18 protein-coding genes and 1 tRNA gene are annotated in these 19062 nt (G+C 38.6%); 13 read left to right on the top strand and 6 right to left on the bottom strand.

What is annotated here, in order from left to right; translation table 11 throughout:
• Positions 1 to 61 precede the first annotated feature (61 nt).
• Positions 62 to 889, top strand: a complete 828-nt coding sequence (locus ACKXGF_RS03585; RefSeq protein ID WP_411954899.1) for an HAD family hydrolase — start codon at positions 62 to 64, stop codon at positions 887 to 889.
• On the opposite strand, the gene ACKXGF_RS03580 is transcribed toward ACKXGF_RS03585, so the two are convergent.
• Complete coding sequence (locus tag ACKXGF_RS03580; RefSeq protein WP_411954898.1) at positions 890 to 1615, bottom strand: YkgJ family cysteine cluster protein; 726 nt, start codon at positions 1613 to 1615, stop codon at positions 890 to 892. It abuts the gene before it with no gap.
• A gap of 200 nt (positions 1616 to 1815) precedes the next feature.
• Between ACKXGF_RS03580 and ACKXGF_RS03575 the strand changes: the two genes are divergently transcribed.
• The 3 genes from ACKXGF_RS03575 to ACKXGF_RS03565 all read left to right on the top strand — a co-directional run bounded on the left by ACKXGF_RS03575 (position 1816) and on the right by ACKXGF_RS03565 (position 5118).
• Positions 1816 to 1947 (top strand): DUF2639 domain-containing protein, encoded by a 132-nt coding sequence (locus tag ACKXGF_RS03575; RefSeq protein WP_306976545.1) that lies wholly within the window; start codon positions 1816 to 1818, stop codon positions 1945 to 1947.
• Between the two features lie 124 nt (positions 1948 to 2071).
• On the top strand, positions 2072 to 3079 hold the full coding sequence (mreBH, locus tag ACKXGF_RS03570) for a rod-share determining protein MreBH (RefSeq protein WP_411954897.1): 1008 nt from the start codon (positions 2072 to 2074) through the stop codon (positions 3077 to 3079).
• A gap of 530 nt (positions 3080 to 3609) precedes the next feature.
• Entirely contained in the window at positions 3610 to 5118 is a 1509-nt protein-coding gene (locus tag ACKXGF_RS03565) for a potassium/proton antiporter (protein ID WP_411954896.1), read from the top strand.
• A 132-nt stretch (positions 5119 to 5250) separates the two neighbouring features.
• Here the strand turns inward: ACKXGF_RS03565 and ACKXGF_RS03560 are convergent, their stop codons facing one another.
• Positions 5251 to 5508, bottom strand: coding sequence for a hypothetical protein (locus tag ACKXGF_RS03560; protein WP_167261668.1), 258 nt, complete (start codon positions 5506 to 5508; stop codon positions 5251 to 5253).
• A 68-nt stretch (positions 5509 to 5576) separates the two neighbouring features.
• Positions 5577 to 7238, bottom strand: a complete 1662-nt coding sequence (locus ACKXGF_RS03555) for a PAS domain S-box protein (RefSeq protein ID WP_411954895.1) — start codon at positions 7236 to 7238, stop codon at positions 5577 to 5579.
• A 233-nt stretch (positions 7239 to 7471) separates the two neighbouring features.
• On the opposite strand from ACKXGF_RS03555, the gene ACKXGF_RS03550 reads away from it, so the two are divergent.
• The 9 genes from ACKXGF_RS03550 (at position 7472) to ACKXGF_RS03510 (ending at position 17122) form a co-directional block, all read left to right on the top strand.
• Positions 7472 to 9019 carry an FAD-dependent oxidoreductase gene (locus ACKXGF_RS03550; protein WP_411954893.1) on the top strand — a complete coding sequence of 516 codons (1548 nt, stop codon included), beginning with the start codon at positions 7472 to 7474 and terminating at the stop codon, positions 9017 to 9019.
• Between the two features lie 225 nt (positions 9020 to 9244).
• A complete protein-coding gene (locus ACKXGF_RS03545; protein ID WP_167261673.1) occupies positions 9245 to 9808 on the top strand; it encodes a TetR/AcrR family transcriptional regulator in 564 nt (187 codons plus the stop codon).
• A gap of 247 nt (positions 9809 to 10055) precedes the next feature.
• On the top strand, positions 10056 to 10934 hold the full coding sequence (locus ACKXGF_RS03540; protein ID WP_411954892.1) for a 3-keto-5-aminohexanoate cleavage protein: 879 nt from the start codon (positions 10056 to 10058) through the stop codon (positions 10932 to 10934).
• A gap of 13 nt (positions 10935 to 10947) precedes the next feature.
• Positions 10948 to 11889, top strand: coding sequence for an L-carnitine dehydrogenase (locus ACKXGF_RS03535; RefSeq protein ID WP_167261677.1), 942 nt, complete (start codon positions 10948 to 10950; stop codon positions 11887 to 11889).
• 13 nt (positions 11890 to 11902) lie between these two features.
• Positions 11903 to 12373: a thioesterase family protein gene (locus ACKXGF_RS03530; protein ID WP_411954890.1), complete on the top strand. Its 471-nt coding sequence runs from the start codon at positions 11903 to 11905 to the stop codon at positions 12371 to 12373.
• A 35-nt stretch (positions 12374 to 12408) separates the two neighbouring features.
• On the top strand, positions 12409 to 13614 hold the full coding sequence (locus ACKXGF_RS03525) for a quaternary amine ABC transporter ATP-binding protein (RefSeq protein ID WP_411954889.1): 1206 nt from the start codon (positions 12409 to 12411) through the stop codon (positions 13612 to 13614).
• Positions 13611 to 14444 carry an ABC transporter permease gene (locus ACKXGF_RS03520; RefSeq protein WP_411954888.1) on the top strand — a complete coding sequence of 278 codons (834 nt, stop codon included), beginning with the start codon at positions 13611 to 13613 and terminating at the stop codon, positions 14442 to 14444. Before ACKXGF_RS03525 ends, ACKXGF_RS03520 begins: the two co-directional genes overlap by 4 nt.
• Positions 14445 to 14474: 30 nt before the next feature.
• Positions 14475 to 15359 (top strand): glycine betaine ABC transporter substrate-binding protein, encoded by an 885-nt coding sequence (locus ACKXGF_RS03515; protein WP_411954887.1) that lies wholly within the window; start codon positions 14475 to 14477, stop codon positions 15357 to 15359.
• Between the two features lie 83 nt (positions 15360 to 15442).
• Positions 15443 to 17122 (top strand): CocE/NonD family hydrolase, encoded by a 1680-nt coding sequence (locus tag ACKXGF_RS03510; protein ID WP_411954886.1) that lies wholly within the window; start codon positions 15443 to 15445, stop codon positions 17120 to 17122.
• Between the two features lie 36 nt (positions 17123 to 17158).
• Here the strand turns inward: ACKXGF_RS03510 and ACKXGF_RS03505 are convergent, their stop codons facing one another.
• The 3 genes from ACKXGF_RS03505 to ACKXGF_RS03495 all read right to left on the bottom strand — a co-directional run bounded on the left by ACKXGF_RS03505 (position 17159) and on the right by ACKXGF_RS03495 (position 19029).
• Positions 17159 to 17836: a CAP domain-containing protein gene (locus tag ACKXGF_RS03505; RefSeq protein WP_411954885.1), complete on the bottom strand. Its 678-nt coding sequence runs from the start codon at positions 17834 to 17836 to the stop codon at positions 17159 to 17161.
• Positions 17837 to 18062: 226 nt separating this feature from the next.
• A tRNA-Ala gene (locus ACKXGF_RS03500) sits at positions 18063 to 18135 on the bottom strand.
• 207 nt (positions 18136 to 18342) lie between these two features.
• Positions 18343 to 19029: a CAP domain-containing protein gene (locus ACKXGF_RS03495; RefSeq protein ID WP_411954884.1), complete on the bottom strand. Its 687-nt coding sequence runs from the start codon at positions 19027 to 19029 to the stop codon at positions 18343 to 18345.
• Positions 19030 to 19062: the final 33 nt, after the last annotated feature.

Here is a 19062-nt window from a genome sequence, read left to right as displayed (position 1 = left end):
CTTAAGTTGATGTTAGAATACTATGATAGAATGATACTAAATCATTGAATGAGGTGACCCTATGAACCGTGCATTTATCGAACAACATAATTTAATGATTTTCGACCTTGATGGCACACTTTATGAAGGGCGAGAACATTTTCGACTACATACCAATAATCTTAAAGCTTACTTAAACACAACAGAACAACAACAATTCGAAACCATTTATGAACAAGTGTTAAATGGACATCACCCTTTACAAATCGGGAAAGTCTATGACGGAAAACGTGACTTGATTTGGACATGGGACCCATTTACCGCCGAATTAACCGAGGCGAAAGACTGGAATGACAATCTCGTTACCGTAAGCGACGCGCCAGAATATATTCCAGCTAAAGAGTTCGACTTCTTCAATTGGGTACCAATTGGTGACGGCTGGTGGCCACCTTACGCCATCGCACGCCATTTTGGGCTATCTCCTGACACAATCCAAGATTCTTATAACAAGACTAAGAAACAAATGTCCGAACTTGATGGATTCCTACAACAAACACCAGGATTAAAAGATTATCTAGCTTCCATTGTGAATGATTATACCCTGATTGTTTGTACGAACAGTGATGAAGTTGACGCTCAACGATTATTGGAGTTTCTTGAACTTGAAGAGTATTTTACAGAATTAATTCCAAGTGCGAAAAAACCCGTTTATAGTAAAGCAATTTTTGAAGATGTATTACATCGCTATCAAGTTGCACCAGAGAACGCTATTTCGATTGGCGATAATTTTATGAACGAAATCGCCCCAGCTCTTCAATTAGGAATGTCAGCATTATGGCTAACAGACACGCAAGTTAAGCCTGTTGATGACAATCGACTGAAACTAGTTGAAACGTTGAGCAACCTTTAATTAAGAAAATTCTTCAACCCATTCTCTTAAAAATACTGGTAGAAGATTATATTCAAAAATATCATCTGGATAATCAATGACGCCGTCGCACTCTGTCGCAATGTCCTGAGCTAGTTCATTTAAATTGCCCATATAATCTTGGTAAAGAAATTCGAAGCTTACCGTTTCTTCTGGCACAAGATTGTGTTCGCAAATTTTCGGATCCATATAATTCACATACGTACGACAAGGAAGTGGTCGTGATTCATAGGCGAGACATATATTCGTTTCAGTATCTAATAGAGGACAAGGTAACCATTGTTTACGGTAATCAAATTTAAACTGTTCATCGTCGAAATCAAGTGATTCGACATGTGCTAACTTATCTTGATACGTGTCGAAATACTGCTTCAAATGCGCTTTAATATGATCTCGACGCTCCGGTTCCATTTGATCGATTGCTGTTTTTAGTAAATCCGCTTCTAGTCGCGTGACGATTATCGGAAAATAGCAGCAAAACGCACAACCCATAAAACAAGTCGGTGACATTCCCATATGATTGTCCATTTGGTCCATCTGCTTTGATACTTCAGCAAGTAATTTATGGTAACCAGCAACAAGTTGATCTTGGGGCTGATTATAAGTCTTGGCTTCTTCCTGCTTCGCTTCAAATTCCCCTTCATCTAATTCGTAAGTTTGAAGCGTTTCAAGACGGGTTTGCACGTCTTTAAGTGAACGATGTGACATAACATTAACCTTTCTAAACTTTATTATTTTCATCGACGTGAATTCGTGTTATAGTTTATTTTGGTGTTTGATTTGTTTTCATTATAACGAATCAATCGACACAATACCTAATAAATTCTACGGTTAACTCTTTTGTCTGTAAAGATTTGATGGTAGAATTATCTCTGCATACTTTTAACGTGAAGAAGGAGGGCTTGATCATGTACGTAGGCACAAAAGGTTGGTACGTATCTGAGCTTAAGAAATTAGGCATTAGTAATTATGAAGGTCGTAAAATAGAGAAATATGACGCATCTACACTTGCAAACGTGTTACAAAGCAAGCAAAAGTAAAATGTTACAGAGGTCAGAGCCTCTGTAATTTTTTTGTCAAAATTTCTTAAACGCACAGGTTCATAAATCATGATACACTTACGAAATGTATAGATAGATTAAAAATAGAGATGGAGGCATCATCATGTTTGCAAACGCAGAAATAGGAATCGACTTAGGAACTGCAAACCTGTTAATATATAGTAAAAGCAAAGGCGTCGTCTTTAATGAACCATCTGTTGTTGCCGTTGATTCACAAACTGGTAACGTTTTAGCAGTGGGACATGAAGCGAAAGATATGATTGGTAAAACACCTGCCAATATTACATCAATTCGCCCTTTAAAAGATGGTGTGATTGCGGATTATGAAGTCACATCACAAATGTTAAGTGAAATGTTGAAAAAAGTTAGTAAAAAACTAGGTATGTCGATGCGTAAACCGAATGTCATTGTTTGTGCACCAACCGGATCAACTTCCGTTGAGCGTCGTGCAATTGAAAATGCGATTAAAGAATACGGGGCAAAACAAGTCCATATCATTGAAGAACCACTCGCAGCAGCTATTGGAGCAGGTCTACCAGTAGACGAACCAATCTCAAGTGTTGTTGTTGATATTGGTGGGGGCACAAGTGAGGTCGCCATTATTTCTTTCGGTGGTGTCGTTTCTGCACAGTCCATTCGCGTGGGCGGTGACCATATTGACTCAGCGATTATTCAATATGTTCGTAAACAATATAATGTGCTTATTGGTGAACGAACGGCTGAAAACATTAAAACAGAAATTGGATATGCTCTCGTTGAACACGAACCTGTTATTATTGAGGTCCGTGGACGTGATCTAGTCGCAGGACTGCCTAAGACTGTGACATTGGATTCACATGAAATTCAATCAGCTATTCGTGAACCACTCGAAAACATTTTACAAGCCATTAAAGCAACACTTGAGAATTGCCCACCTGAATTAAGCGGTGATATTGTCGACCAAGGTATTACTGTAACTGGCGGTGGCGCTTTGTTAAATGGCATGTCTGAGTGGTTATCAAGCGAAGTTGATGTTCCCGTTCACATTGCTGAAAATCCACTTGAATGTGTTGCAGTTGGAACTGGTAAATCACTACAAATGATTCACAAATTACAAAAAGCAAATAGATAAACGCTTTACAATCCCTACAAAATGATTTTTGTGGGGATTTATTTATCTAATCAATAGCTTTAACATTTCAAATGACTCTTTTTTTTAAATATAGGCTCTGTTAAAGTTTAGTGTTCATTTTCAACTGATGTAACACTGAGTTGTTGAATTGTGAGAAGCGAAGGTGGCGACTCCTGCGGGAATAGCACGTGTCTCGAGACCCCCAGAGGCCCACAAGATGTGGGTCACTTCGGCGTTTGTGATTGACGTCCGGCACTTAGCCGAAGTTCCTTCAGTTGCCGAGGAGGCTCGAGCCGTGCCCGCGGAAAGCGTCCACCGAGAGCGGATCACAATTTCAACAACGGGCTTTAACAAAGCCTAAATATAAACTCACCTCATTCTCTCTTATCATAGGTTCAAAATTGCTTAAATACACATGAATACTCGTACAGATGTTTACAATATAAGAGCTTCCTCATATCCACAGCACATCTCACGATAAAATGTCACATTTGTGATAAAATTATATTAGTAATCAAAGGGGGTAGGCGATGTTCTTACAATCTTTCGGTAATGACAGCGTTATTTTCCTCGTTGCATTATTGCTTCTTAGTGGTATTATTGCTGCTAAATTCTCTAGCCGTTTAGGCCTCCCGTCACTCGTTCTCTTTATTGCTGTTGGAATGATTATTGGTAGTGATGGTTTGGGTATTATTTATTTCGATGATGTAGAAATGGCACAACTCATCGGTATTCTTGCACTTATTATTATTTTATTTGAAGGTGGTCTACAAACGAAGTGGGCTACAGTCCGCTCAGTAGCATTTTCATCCATTTCCCTTGCCACATTAGGTGTACTTGCGACAGCGATGCTAACAGGGGTATCTGTTTACTTTGTACTCGACGTTTCTTGGCTTGAGGCCTTTCTATTCGGGGCAATCGTAGGCTCAACAGATGCTGCTGCCGTATTTGCGACATTAAAAGAACGAAATATTAAAGCTAAAATGGGTGCGACACTCGAGGCAGAGTCAGGTACAAACGACCCAATGGCGATTTTCTTAACCCTCATGTTCATTGAATTAATTACCAATGAAAGCACCAGCCTATGGTTAATGATCCCCTCTTTCTTTTGGCAAATGGGAATAGGGCTCGCTTTAGGTCTTGTGTTTGGTAAATTAGGTTCATTAGCTATTAATCGAATCAATTTAGAATCAGGAGGCCTTTATCCCGTCTTAGCGATTGCATTTGCATTAATAACCTATAGTACTGCTTCAGTCATTGATTCAAGTGGTTTTCTTGCTGTTTACGTCGCAGCACTTGTGATTGGTAACTCTGAGCTTACTTATCGCTATTCTATTTTTCAATTTAATGAAGGAATTGCTTGGACCGCTCAAATCATGATGTTTATCATCTTAGGACTTTTATCTTTTCCAGAACAAGTCTTTCACCCAAGTAATATTTTCGCAGGTCTAGCCATTTCATTCGTACTTATTTTTATCGCAAGACCTATTGCTGTGTTCATCTCAACTATCTGGCTCAATTACAAATTCCGTGAAAGGCTATTCCTATCATGGGCAGGTTTACGCGGGGCTGTACCGATTGTTTTAGCGACATTTCCGATTGTGGCTGGAATTAATGGAGCAGATGAATTTTTTAATATCATATTCTTCGTTGTCTTAACATCGGCGTTAGTACAAGGGTCTACCATATCTTACGTAGCAGAAAAACTTGGCTTGATGGGACCTAAAAAAGACACACCACACCATTCAATCGAACTTGTTTCAATTGCTAAGGCAAACGCTGAAATGGTGCAATTCCAAACGAACCGTGATAATGCGATCGTCGGTTATAAATTACATGAGATTGATTTTCCCCAAAAGGCTTCAATTGCAGCTATTGTAAGAGGCGATGATCTCGTCACACCATATGGTGATACCGAGATTAAAGCAGGCGACTTTTTATACATCCTCGTATCCAAACGAGAGCATGCCGACTTAATGAAGTTACTTAATCAAAAAATAAGTGGCCCTCAAAAAAGTAAACGTAAAACGAAAAAATAAGCAAGCGACACGGATCCGTATCGCTTGCTTATTTTTATAGGGAGATATTTACGAGCTTTATTAGTAATATAACACGTGTTGATCAACATTGTGGTTACACAAAAATTAATTATATATGACAAATGTTACAATTTACAAAATAATTAAAATAGTAACGATGAAGCCAAGTACAATCACGAATAAACCAATATAAATTTTAATTAAATTGGGGATGTTCTTCCTTAGAGATTCTGTCTCATATTGTTGGGATTGTTGAATCTCATCTTCAGCTGTCATGCCTCGTTGTTCACGACTCTCTATTTCACGATTTTGCTGTTTCGCCACTTGAAGCGTCATGACTAAGGCAATGACGAATAACACAGCTAACAATAACAACGTAATCCAAAGCATTCTCCATTTCCCCTTTCTTGTTGCCATTATAGCATTAAAAAAGAAAAGACGGTTTAAACCGTCTCTAATTAGTCTACCGTCATTAATTGATACGTATCTTTCCCAAGTGCTTTCGCTCCATATAACGCGTTATCAGCCATTTTGATTAAATCTTCATCAGTAATTTGATCATGATTTGGAAAAACAATCCCTATACTTGTTGTTAAATTGATAATCTTATGATCTATATACCAATCCTCTTCCAGTGTAACTTGAATCCGTCTAACAACCTGTATGACATCATCTTCTGAGTGAAGCCCTGTAAGTAATGCTATAAATTCGTCTCCACCCATTCGGGCTACTAAATCACCATCTCGTAAATTGGACTCAATCCGCCTGCCAAACTCCTTAATCACTTCATCACCAAAATCGTGTCCATGTGTATCATTGATAGGTTTAAAATCGTCAATATCAAACATGAGAACAGCAAATTGTTCCCCGCGACGGTCTTCATTTAAGTAATCAAGTATTTTCTGTTTAAATTTACGACGGTTAGGCAAATTAGTCAACGGATCATGATAAGCAAATGATTTCAATTCGTCTTCATAGGCTTTACGTTCGGAAATATTTCGGGTGACTACGACCATTTGATAAAAATGACCATATTCATCAAATATCGGCTTAGCCTGTAACTCGAACCACAACCATTCTCCGTTTATATGTTGCTGACGGAAATCCATCGCAATTGGTTGAGCCGTTCGTTTAGCATGATCAAAGGCGTTTAGAATACGACTACCGTCTTCTTCATGCAATTTATGCAAAAGAGATTCTCCAATAAATTGATCTTCAGAATAACCTAAAATGGTTCTGTACGATGGGGATGCATATTGAATAATGCCATAATCGTCTACAAGCGTAATTAAATCATGAGAACTTTCAGCAATTAATTGGAAACGTTCTTGATTCTTCATTAGAGTCCGCTCGGCATGTCTTTGTTCTGTGATATCTTTTAGGATCACATAAACTCCAACAACTTCTTCTTCCACAATAATTGGTGTCATTTTAATATCTAAATCTAGTTGATAACCATTAAAATTCGTGTTTAACTCAAAAGATTGAGCCTGTTTCTCTAACACTCTTTCGAACGCCGCAAATCCATATTTACGTTGTTCTTCGTCCGTAATAATAGTTGATGGCTTCCCTAATAATTCCCCTCTATGATAACCCGTCAATTGTTCAAAGGCTTGATTCATTTCTAACATCGTACCTTGTAGATCTATTGAAACAATCGCATCACTATTATCAGCGAACAATGATTTATAGCGTTGTTCACTTAATTGAATATGACGTTTGGACTGTTCCTTCGCTAACTCAGCATGACGATAATCCGTAATATCACGCACAGAAGCAAGAATGTGAGTACACTGACCATCTTCATTCACTAATGGCATTAATGTTGTTTCGCTAATTAATTCATTGTAACTAGTCGAATGGAAGTAATCCTCATATACTACTTTTTCATTCATTTCCACTGCTTTTACATACTCAGGGTACATTTTATAATAATGCTCTTCAGATAGAACTTCTTGCAATTCTTTACCTATATCTTTGTCAGTAATGCCTGTTTTCTCTTTAGCTAGATCATTAACCATTTCGTAATAGAATAGGTTATGACCCTCCACACGCATCAAGAATATTAAATTGTCGAAGCCACTTTGAACCACTTGATTTAAGAGCTGTTTATCTAGCATATAAATCCTCCAACAAACTAAACAATAGCTAGCCATAACAAACCAGACTACATTCTAATAGTTATTACTACCTATTGTAAAATAAAATCTATGTATTCGCTACCATTTGGAGTGTATAAGTAGTTTAAAAGTTTTTGACATCTTTCGATAAATTTCACAAACAAGTATATATTGACACATTTTCGACAACCTTAATGAGTATATAGAATTACACTCGTGAAAGGATTGACTTTATGAACGCACAGAATCATGAACCCATATGGAATCAAACTCGTAGCTTAAAACAATACCCTCCCCTCTCTCAAGATGAATCAACAGAAGTCGCTATTGTTGGCGGAGGCATCACGGGTATTACGGCCGCTTATTTACTCCAAAAAGCAGGTAAGCAAGTCACCCTCGTAGATCAAGGACGTCTTTTAAACGGGACAACACTACATACCACAGCCAAAATCACCGCACAGCATGGTTTAATATATGATCAATTGATCAACAGCTACAATTACCAAACATCAAGACATTATTACGAAGCTAACCTCGAAGCCATGCAGCTTATTCAGTCACTTATTCAAGATGAACAAATTAATTGTGACTTACAACAACACGATGCCTATCTCTACACTGAATCAACAGAAGGAGTCGCCAAAATTGAAAAGGAATTCGAGGCTTATGACCGACTTAACATCAATAGTCAATTAGCGGATAGTATTCCATTTAATTTAGAAATTGAGAAGGCTTTAATAATGAAAGATCAGTGGCAATTCAATCCGACTGCTTACTTAAGTTATTTAATACAACGGTTGGATCAAGGGAGTACTAAATTATACGAGCATACAGCAGGTCGGACGATCGAAGAAAAATCTGTGATTATGGAGGACAATACGCAATTAACAGCCGATCGAATTCTCATTTGTACGCACTTCCCTTTTTATACCGAAAATAAATTGTTTTCAACTCGGCTTCATGCTGAGAAATCATACGTGATCGCTTTTCCAACAGCAGATCCTTACCCAGGTGGTATGTATTTAAATATCGATTCACCTAAACGTTCAATTAGAGAAACCACAATCAATGACCAGTCATACATCTTGTTTGGTGGTGAGGGTCATAAGGTAGGACAAGGAGAAGATATGTCAACGCATTATGAGGCGTTAAAACGGGATGCTAAAGCCATTTTTTCCAAACAACCCATTGATTATCAATGGTCGACTCAAGACCTTGTTACCGTGGATAAAATTCCTTATATCGGTCCAGTTTCAAAAGAACAACCTCATATATTATTAGCGACTGGTTACCGGAAATGGGGCATGACTAATGGTACAGCAGCTGCTAAGATGATGACTGATGATGTATTAAACAAACCAGACCCTAAACAAAATATCTTTTCACCTTCCAGATCCAGTGTGACTAAAGGGTTAACATCGTTCATTAAAGAAAACACAGATGTAACGAAACACTTGCTCAAAGATAAATTAAGTCATCCTAAAGGGGATTTAGAGTCATTAAATCCTGGTCAGGCAACGACCATGTTATTGCACGGCCAACGTAAAGGGGTTTATAAAGCCGATTCTGATCAACTTTATATAGTCGATACTACTTGCACGCATGCAGGATGCGAAGTGAATTGGAATAGTGCCGAAAATACTTGGGATTGCCCTTGTCATGGTTCACGTTTCACATGTAAAGGTGAAGTGATTGAAGGCCCGGCCAAAGAAAACTTACACCATGAACAATTCTCAATAATTGATTTATTGAAGTTGAATGCATCTCAAGACCCTAAATAGTTTCAAATAACTTTTAAAGATACATTTGCTATAGCCCAGTGTTAAACCTTTCAAATTTAATACTAAACTTTATCAGAGATTTAGTTAATATAGGGGTGGAAAACTATAAATTCTTATAATTTCCAAATGAAATATTAAAAATTTATCCTAAATAATTGAAACCAAACCGTCCAGATAGTATAGTATTGAAAGGGATAAAGCTATTTACCAAAAAGGGATGATGCTATGGGGAAAAACTCTAGAAAGATTGAAATTTTGAACGCGGCATCGCGGATTGTTGATGACAAAGGGATTTTTAACTTAACACTTGAATCCGTAGCAAAAGAAGCAGGCATTAGTAAAGGCGGCCTTCTTTATCACTACCCTTCAAAAGAAGCCTTAGTTCAAGGGATGGTGGATCACTTAGCTAATAACTACCGCACCAAAATAGCCCAAAACGTCGAAGATGATCCGCTCGATAAAGGCAAATGGACTCGCGCTTTCTTAAATGTCACTTTTAATCAAGGCTATCCGAATAAAGAAATGCATTCTGGTCTACTAGCAGCAAAAGCTGTAAAACCCGAATTATTAGAACCTCTTCATGATGCCTATGAAGAATGGCAAACCAACATTGAGAATGACGGATTAGACCCAATTGATGCTACAATTATTCGTTTAGCCACTGATGGCATTTGGTTATCAGAACTATTCGAAACTTATCAAATCGACCCAGAACAGAAGAAAGAAGTTTATAAAAGACTTCATAAGTGGATCCAAGACATGTATATTTCATCCGAACACCATTCATAATTCACGTTCAATTTAACCGACCACTGCTAATTAGCAGTGGTTTTTTTATATTTTCCTCCCCCCTTCCAAACCCCTTGCAGATCAACACTTCACTCGACTTCACTATCGACAATATTCTCAAAAATTCAACATTAGCTGTTGATTAAAAACCGTCCAGATGGTAAAGTACAAAACAGAGTTTCATACCGTCCGGGCGGTAAAGTAAATAAGTCGTACGTACAGAACAATATATAAGAGGAGGATTCAATTGGCACAAAAAGTAATGTTAACTTCCGCTGTCACAGGTGCTGGCGATACAACTGGGAAAAATCCGAACGTCCCTGTAACACCTAAAGAAATAGCAGAATCTGCGATTGAATCAGCAAAAGCTGGTGCAACAGTTGCACACGTTCACGCTCGTGATCCTGAAACTGGCGGCATAAGCCATAATATTGATCATTATCGTGAAATTGTCGATCGCATTCGCGAATCAGAGACTGATGTTTTGATTAATATCACTTCTGGCGGTGGCGGGGATTTTATTCCAAATTTAGATACACCAGCTGCTGGTGGTGATGGCACTGATATCCAAACACCAAAGGAACGCCATGAACCAGTTGGTGAATTATTACCTGAAATGTGCACGCTTGATTGTGGAAGTACAAACTTCGGCAACATGATTTATATGAGTCCAACTGATTGGCTAAGAGAACAAGCCCAGCTTGTTAAAGATAGTGGCGTCAAACCTGAATTAGAATGTTTTGATACTGGGCATATCCGTTTTGCAAATCAACTCGTTCAAGAAGGACTAATTGACGGTGATCCAATGTATCAATTCTGTTTAGGCATTCCTTGGGGTGCTGCATCAGATGTTGAAACAATCAGCTATATGAAAAGTCGTATTCCAAAAAACGCTGATTGGTCAGCATTTGGCATTGGACGAATGCAGTTACCAATGGTGACTCAAGCTGCTCTACTAGGTGGAAATGTTCGTGTTGGATTAGAAGACAATATCTTCTTGAAAAAAGGTGTTTTAGCAACTAATGAACAACTCGTCGATCAAGCTGTCCAACAACTTCAAACAAACAATATTGAAATCATGACACCACAAGAAGCACGTGAAAAATACAACCTAAGACAACCATAGGGAGGCAAGTCATATGTCGAACGAACAAACATCTAGAAAAGTCGCAATCATCGGAACTGGTGTCATCGGTAATGGCTGGATTACTCGATTTCTCGCTAATGGATTCGATGTCGTGGCATTTGATCCTGCAGATGGTGCGGAAAATCGCGCTCGACAATCAATAAATAATGCTTGGGAATCCGTTGAACAACTCGGCCTCCATGAAGATGCCAGTCGAGATCGCTTAACATTTGTTTCTTCCTTAGAAGAAGCTGTACTTGATGCGGATTTAATTCAAGAAAATGTACCTGAACGAACAGAACTAAAGCAACATGTTTTGGCAGAAATAGACCAATTCGCAAAATCAACTGCCATAATCGGTTCAAGCACTTCAGGTATAAAACCAACTGAACTACAAGAAAAGATGAAATACCCTGAACGATTTGTTGTTGCTCATCCATTTAACCCTGTTTACCTATTACCACTTGTTGAAATTGTTGGCGGTGAAGAAACAGCAAAAGAATTCGAGCAACAAGCTTATACATTCTATGAGTCAGCTAGCATGAAACCAATGATTATAAAAAAAGAAATTGAAGGATTTGTAGCTGATCGTCTAATGGAAGCTTTATGGCGAGAAGCATTACATTTAGTTAATGACGGCATTGCTACAACTGAGGAAGTAGACAAAGCGATCACATACGGTGCAGGGCTTCGCTGGGCGCAAATGGGCCCATTCATGACCTTCCATTTAGCGGGTGGTCAAGAAGGCATGCGCCATATGCTTGAACAGTTTGGTCCTGCCCTAAAACTACCTTGGACTAAATTAGAAGCACCTGAATTGACCGAAGAACTTCAAGAACGAGTCATTGCAGGTTGTGAAACGCACGCTGGTGATCGTTCCGTAGCTGAATTAGAACGACAACGCAATGAATTTCTCGTTAAACTCATTGATTTAGTAGAAGATTATTGGCCTTAAGCGAGGTGAAATCATGCAACCATTCAAGTACCAAGATCATGTTCATTCAGAATGGGTCGATTACAACGGTCATATGAATGATGCCGAATATGCTCGAATGTTCAGTCATGCTGTGGATGCATTTATGGACCATATCGGACTAAACAAAGAAGTTATTGAACAGGAAGCTTATACCATTTTCACACTCGAAACCCATCTTTGCTACTTAAAAGAAGCACACGAAAATGAACCATTAAGCGTAGAAGTGCAATTAATGGATTATGACGCTAAACGATTACATGTGTTATTTTCCATGATTAATGAACAAAACGAACTGATTGCAACAAGTGAACAAATGCTGATGGGAATCGATCAAACAACCGGCAAACCAGCACCGTTTATCGAACCAGTCCAAGCCAATATCCAATCCATTTGGCGTGAACATGAACATTTAGACAAACCGAAACAAGCCGGAAGAACGATTGGGATTAAACGTCAACAATAATCCCTCCTCTTCCCTTTCGATAAAGGAGAATGTTTATGAGTAAAATTTCTGTAAGTCAAATTACAAAAGTTTTTGGTCAAAACCCAAAACAAGGATTAGAACGCTTAAATCAAGGTTATTCAAAAGACGAAATTTTAGCTGATACAGGCAATACTGTTGGTGTAAACCAAGCTTCCTTCAATGTAGAAGAAGGCGAAATATTCGTTATCATGGGTCTTTCTGGTAGTGGTAAATCAACACTCATCAGACTTGTTAACCGTCTGATTGAACCAACATCTGGTCAAGTGTATATCGATGATGAAGAAATTACCAACATGAATAAAGAAGACTTGATTGAAGCTCGACGTCAGAAACTAGGCATGGTTTTCCAAAACTTTGGCCTATTCCCTCACCGTACTGTAATTGGAAACGTTGCTTACGGTTTAGAAATTCAAGGTGTAGAGAAAGAAGAACAAATTGAAAAAGCTAAACAATCGATCGTAGACGTTGGTCTAAATGGGTACGAAAACAGTTACCCAAGCGAATTAAGTGGTGGGATGCAACAGCGTGTCGGGCTCGCCCGCGCCTTAGCTAATGATACGGACATATTATTAATGGACGAAGCGTTCAGCGCACTTGACCCACTTATTCGTAAAGACATGCAAGATGAACTACTTCGTTTACAAAAACGACTCGGCAAAACCGTGTTATTTATTACACATGATTTGGACGAAGCCCTTAAGTTAGGTGATCGAATTGCTATTATGAAAGATGGCCAAATTGTACAAATTGGTTCATCGGAAGAAATTTTAGAAAACCCTGCAAACGATTACGTAAGCAACTTCGTAAAAGATGTTGACCGTTCCAAAGTATTAGATGCATCACAAGTCATGAGAAGACCTGAAGTATTAACAACATATAAAAACGGACCACGCACTGCTGTCCGTAAAATGGAAGAGTTCGGAGCATCAAGTATTTTCGTAGTCGACCGTGATGAACGTTTTCAAGGTTTATTAACGATTGATGATGCGATCCGCTCACACAAAGAAGACATACCTATGGAAGATGTATTAAAACAAGATATTCATAAGACAACACCTGATACACCTTTGAATGATTTAATCGGGATTGCTGTAGAAACGAAGTACCCGATTGTTGTCCTCGATGAAGACAACAAACTACTAGGCATTATTTCACGCGTCTCTATTCTTTCAGGGCTTGTTCTAGGTAAAGAACATGACGAGGAGGTGACTGAAGCATGAACTATTTCTACTTTCCGTTAGAACAATGGACAAATACATTTGTTAATGAATGGTTTTTACCAACATTCAGTAGTGCATTTGAATCGATTAGTGTTGTTTTAAATAGTTTCGTTGATTTCGTTACTAATACACTATTGTTCATTCCAGCTGAATTATTTACATTAATCCTGGTTTTAATCGCGTGGAGACTAGGAGGTAAAGGTCTCGCCTTCTTCACTTTGATTGGCATGCTTTACCTTGGATCCGTCGATATTTGGGAAGAATCGATGAATACCCTATCGATCGTAATTGTATCAACCTTTGTTTCATTAGTGATCGGTATTCCAGTCGGCATCTTTAGTGCCATGAATAATAAGATTCAAGCAATTGTAAGACCAACATTGGATTTCATGCAGACACTACCAAGTTTCGTTTATTTAATTCCAGCCGTCTTACTATTTGGTTTAGGTGGCGTGTCAGCAGTGATTGCGACATTTATCTTCGCAGCTCCTCCTGCTGTCCGTATGACAAACCTAGGTATTCGACACGTACCAAAAGAAGTGATCGAAGCATCCAAAGCATTCGGCTCCACGTCGAAACAGCTTTTATTTAAAGTTCAATTACCACTTGCAGTACCAAGCATAATGGCAGGTGTTAACCAAACCATTATGTTATCCCTATCAATGGCGGTAATCGCCTCAATGATCGGCGCTCCTGGACTAGGAGCAACAGTATTAACATCTATTTCACGTGTTAATATTGGCCTCGGCCTTGTCGGTGGTTTAGGAATTGTTGTACTAGCGATTATTCTTGACCGAATCACTCAAGGAATCGGCCAAAATACAAGATAAAACTATTAAACTATGAAGGAGAGATTTTTCATGAAGAAACTATCAATAACGTTAACAGCTTTCGCTCTAATCGCTCTTGCTGCGTGTGGCGGATCTGGCGACAGCAACGGTGAAGGCAGTAGTGACAATGGCTCATCAGAAGATAAAGGTACTATTACAATGGGAGTTACCCCTTGGACAAGTACCGTCCCTCCTACAAAGATCGCAAAATTAATTATTGAAGATATGGGTTACACAGTTGAGGAGACACAAGCTGATGTAAGTTCAATTTTCATGGGACTTTCTCGCGGTGACATTGATGTATTCATGGACTCATGGATGCCAGTTCATCAAAACTACTTTGATGAATATGAAGATTCAATCGAGAGTACATCTATTAGTTATGAAGACGCATCATCAGGTCTAGTCGTTCCAACATATGTTGAAGGTATTGAAACGACTGCTGATCTTGAAGGCAAGGAAGACATGTTTGGCAACGAAATCTACGGTATTGAAGAAGGTGCAAGTGCAACAGAAGAGATCGATAACTTTATTGAAGCTAACAATCTTGATTTCGAACAAGTTAACTCATCTGAAGGCGGTATGATCGCTGAAGCTCAACGTAAAATCAGCAACGAAGAACCAGTTATTTTCTATGGTTGGAGACCACACACGATGTTTAATGAATTTGATCTGAAAGTAATTGAAGATGAATCAGGTGAATTTTTCGAATCATCAACTATTCACGTTGTTACGAACAATCAAGTTTCCGAAGATCATTCTGACGTATACGACTTCCTTTCTAACTGGAGTATTCCTATCGAAGATGTCGAAGAAATGATTGTCAAAATCGAAAACGGGCAAAATGAAGAAGAAGTGGCACAAGAATGGATCGATAACAACCAAGATAAAGTTGACGAAATGCTAGGTAACTAAGCTCCCCCATTAAATAATAAAAATTGGTCTGCCTTAATACAAGGCAGACCTTTTACTATCAAATTCTATGAAGGAGTGACATGATGTCTGAACAAATCATAATCGAACGTGACATCCCATGTGAATTACGTGATGGTACAACATTATATGCAAATGTCTATCGGCCGAATCAAGACGGTGAGTGGCCAGCTCTTTTAACTCGATTACCCTATAATAAAAACCTACCAAATTTCTCTCATCGTTATATTGATCCCATTAAAATAGCATTAGCTGGTTATGTCGTCATTATTCAAGATGTACGAGGTCGTTTTTCATCTGAAGGTGAATTCCACCCCTTTCAACAAGAATTCTATGACGGATATGATAGTATTGAATGGGCTGCTTCATTACCCTATAGTAATGGTCATGTCGGTATGTTTGGCCTATCTTATTATGGCTTCACACAACTATTTGCTGCGATGACAAATCCCCCTTCGTTAAAAGCAATATTCCCTGCATTTACAGGACATGACATCGCGAATGGGTTCTCATATCGAGATGGCGCAGTCGAATTAGGCAAGCTACAAACTTGGCTATTGGACTCCGTTGCCTCTGATTATTTAAAACGCAAACAGTCAAACACAGAATACGAAAAAACAGAAGAATTACTATTAAACGATCTAGAGCAAATTTTCCAGTGGCACTCTTATACACCATATGAGGCATGGCCTCCTGCTAAGAAGCACCCAGCTTTATATGATTTATACGTTCGTTATATGAACAATAATCTAATGAAGAATGAGGATCAATTTTCTATTGAGAATGTGAATATTCCTGGACTACATTTGGCTGGTTGGTATGATTGTTTTCTCAATCAAACCATTGATAATTATGCTAAAATGCACCCTCAAAATGACAATCAAAAATTAATCATCGGTCCTTGGGGGCATGGTGTTTTCAGTCCGTTTTTCGGTGAGCGTTATTTCGGATTAAAAGCATCAGATGACCAGGTAAACGGTCAATACGATCTAACGTCACTTCATATTGAATGGTTTAATTATTGGTTAAAAGGAATTTCTAATGATTTAGTAGACCGTGAAGCTCCTATTCAATTATTTGTTATGGGGGATAATCAATGGCGTTCTGAATATGAATGGCCACTTAATCGAACGAATTACAAACCGTTATATGTCACCAATGATGGATTAGACTTTCAACATCCAAATGAGACTTTTAGTTATTCAACATATGATTACGCCCCAGAAGATCCAGTACCAACAAAAGGTGGTCCAACGTTATTAATGCATAATGTTAATACAGGACCGCTAGATCAACAAAATATAGAATCACGCGATGATGTGCTTGTGTTTACAAGCGAAACTTTAACTAAACCTCTTGAAATAACAGGACCTGTTAAAGCTTATATTCACGCATCATCAGACGCAGTTGATACAGACTTTACTGTGAAATTAACTGATGTATTGCCAAATGGCCGTTCAATCAATGTCACTGAAGGAATTGTTCGTGCCACACACCAACATCCTGATTTTAAAGCTAATCATATAACTTTATTCGAGATTGATCTTTGGGCTACAAGTCAGGTCTTTTTACAAGGGCATGCCATACGCATCCAAATTTCATCAAGCAACTTCCCTGTGTATGATGTGAACCCAAATACAGGCGCAACTTTAAAAGATACGACCAAAACTCAAATCGCCAAACAAACTATCTATCATGATGATAAACATCCTTCACATATCCTTTTACCGATTATTCCTCGGTAACGAAAGAAGTCGCACCCTTAAACGGATGCGACTTCTTTATTTACCAACAAACATTTGTGTCCAATAAGTTTGACCACCGTCTTTCACATACCCAATCCCAATATGAGTAAAGTCTTCATGTAGAATATTCTCACGGTGACCTTCGCTGTTCATCCAACCTTCCATGACTTGTTCAGCTGTACGCTGACCTTTCGCTAGGTTTTCTCCAGCTTGCCGGTAAGTTAATCCGAATTCGTCCATCATATCAAATGGACTTCCATAAGTCGGCGATTCGTGAGCGAAGTAATTATTGACTGCCATATCACGAGATTTTTCTCGGGCTACAACACTTGCTTCTTCTGAGAATTCTAAGCGATTCAGATCATGTTCTGCTCGTTTTTCGTTCACAAGTTTATGAACTTCTTCCTCTAATTCCTGAATCTCAAAATCAGCCGTATCTATATCATTCGTCGTTTCTTGGTTTTCCATCTGACTTGGGTTAAACGTTGGTGTCGCCTCTTGATCGAGGTTCATTAGTCTATCTGCCATATCGTCTACTGTATTAACAACCTGCAAAGCCACTGACTCGAAATCAATCGACGAAAAGCGTTCTTGCGCATCTTCAGTTGCTTCACCTATCGTAACGCGGTCTTCCCCATCTGTAATGAGCTGTTGAACCGGAAAGAAATATAAAATTCCGAAAACGATGGCTACGACCAACAACATTCTAATCATAGTTATGGCCCCTTCTGTATAGTAACTAACTACATTATACGCTATTTTCTCCTATAATTAACATGAAAAGCTTGGGAAATCGAAAAAATGATGCACGAGTGGGAGGACTTGGTATCGAGATGATGATAGACTAGCTGAATTGTCATCAATTCTCCCTATAGTACGAGGAAGTCATTTGTGGTGTTATAAAAAACACAAGCCAAATTGTTCGGCTTGTGTTGGTCGATGGAGCATATCGGGCTCGAACCGATGACCTTCGCGCTGCCAGCACGACGCTCTCCCTACTGAGCTAATGCCCCGTATTCAATTCCAGAAGTATTATAGCATACGACTCATTCGCTTTAAAGAACCTAGGGAGATTTTGAATTTATTTCAAATTTCCCCTCAGTTATGAAATAATCAATCGAACTTATCTCATAAATCAGCATAGTTTTGAAATAACTTAGAGAAGTTATTTCAAAATTAAAGAGGATGCGCCTATTAGCACATCCTCATTCTATGAGCTTCTATTTAGTAATGAACATTTGTGTCCAATACGTGGTACCTTGTGATTCTACATAGCCAACGCCGATATGCGTGAATTGGCTATTTAGAATATTTCCGCGGTGCCCTTCACTATTCATCCAACCTTGCATAACAGACTCTGGAGAGCGTTGTCCTTGCGCAATATTCTCTCCAGCACGACGATAATCGATCCCGTAATCTGACATCATATCAAATGGAGAACCATACGTCGGTGACTGGTGACTGAAGTAACCTTGATTCGCCATGTCTTGTGACTTATCGCGAGCAACGTTACTTAGTTCTCCTGAAAGTGTTAAAGGCTGTAATCCGCGTTTCTCTCTTTCTTCATTTACTAGATTGACAACCTGTTCTTCGAAAGAATGCCCTTCAGTTGACTGATCAGCTTGTTCATTTTCTGTTTGATTAGATTCTTCTATTTGATCATTTGCTTGTTCTTGTTCTGTTTCTTGTTGATTACTCTCATCTTGTTGAGTATTTTCTTGTTGTCCTGTTTGATCATTGTTTTGATTCTGCTCATACTGGTTAAACCAATCCCAAACATTGAACCAATTTGTATTATTGAATTGTACTTGTTCATACTGTCGTTCAATATCAGCTGAACTTGGTGTGACAACAAACACCACTGACAACATGATCATTAAGATCGTTAATCCTGTTGTTCTTAACATTTAAAATTTCCTCCTTTTTGTTGACCCCCAACG

Origin of the sequence: Alkalibacillus sp. S2W (genome assembly GCF_046764385.1) — a bacterium.
GTDB lineage: Bacteria > Bacillota > Bacilli > Bacillales > Alkalibacillaceae > Alkalibacillus > Alkalibacillus almallahensis.
The sequence above is the reverse complement of the archived record's forward strand: the minus strand, read 5'-3'. Positions and strand labels throughout refer to the sequence as shown.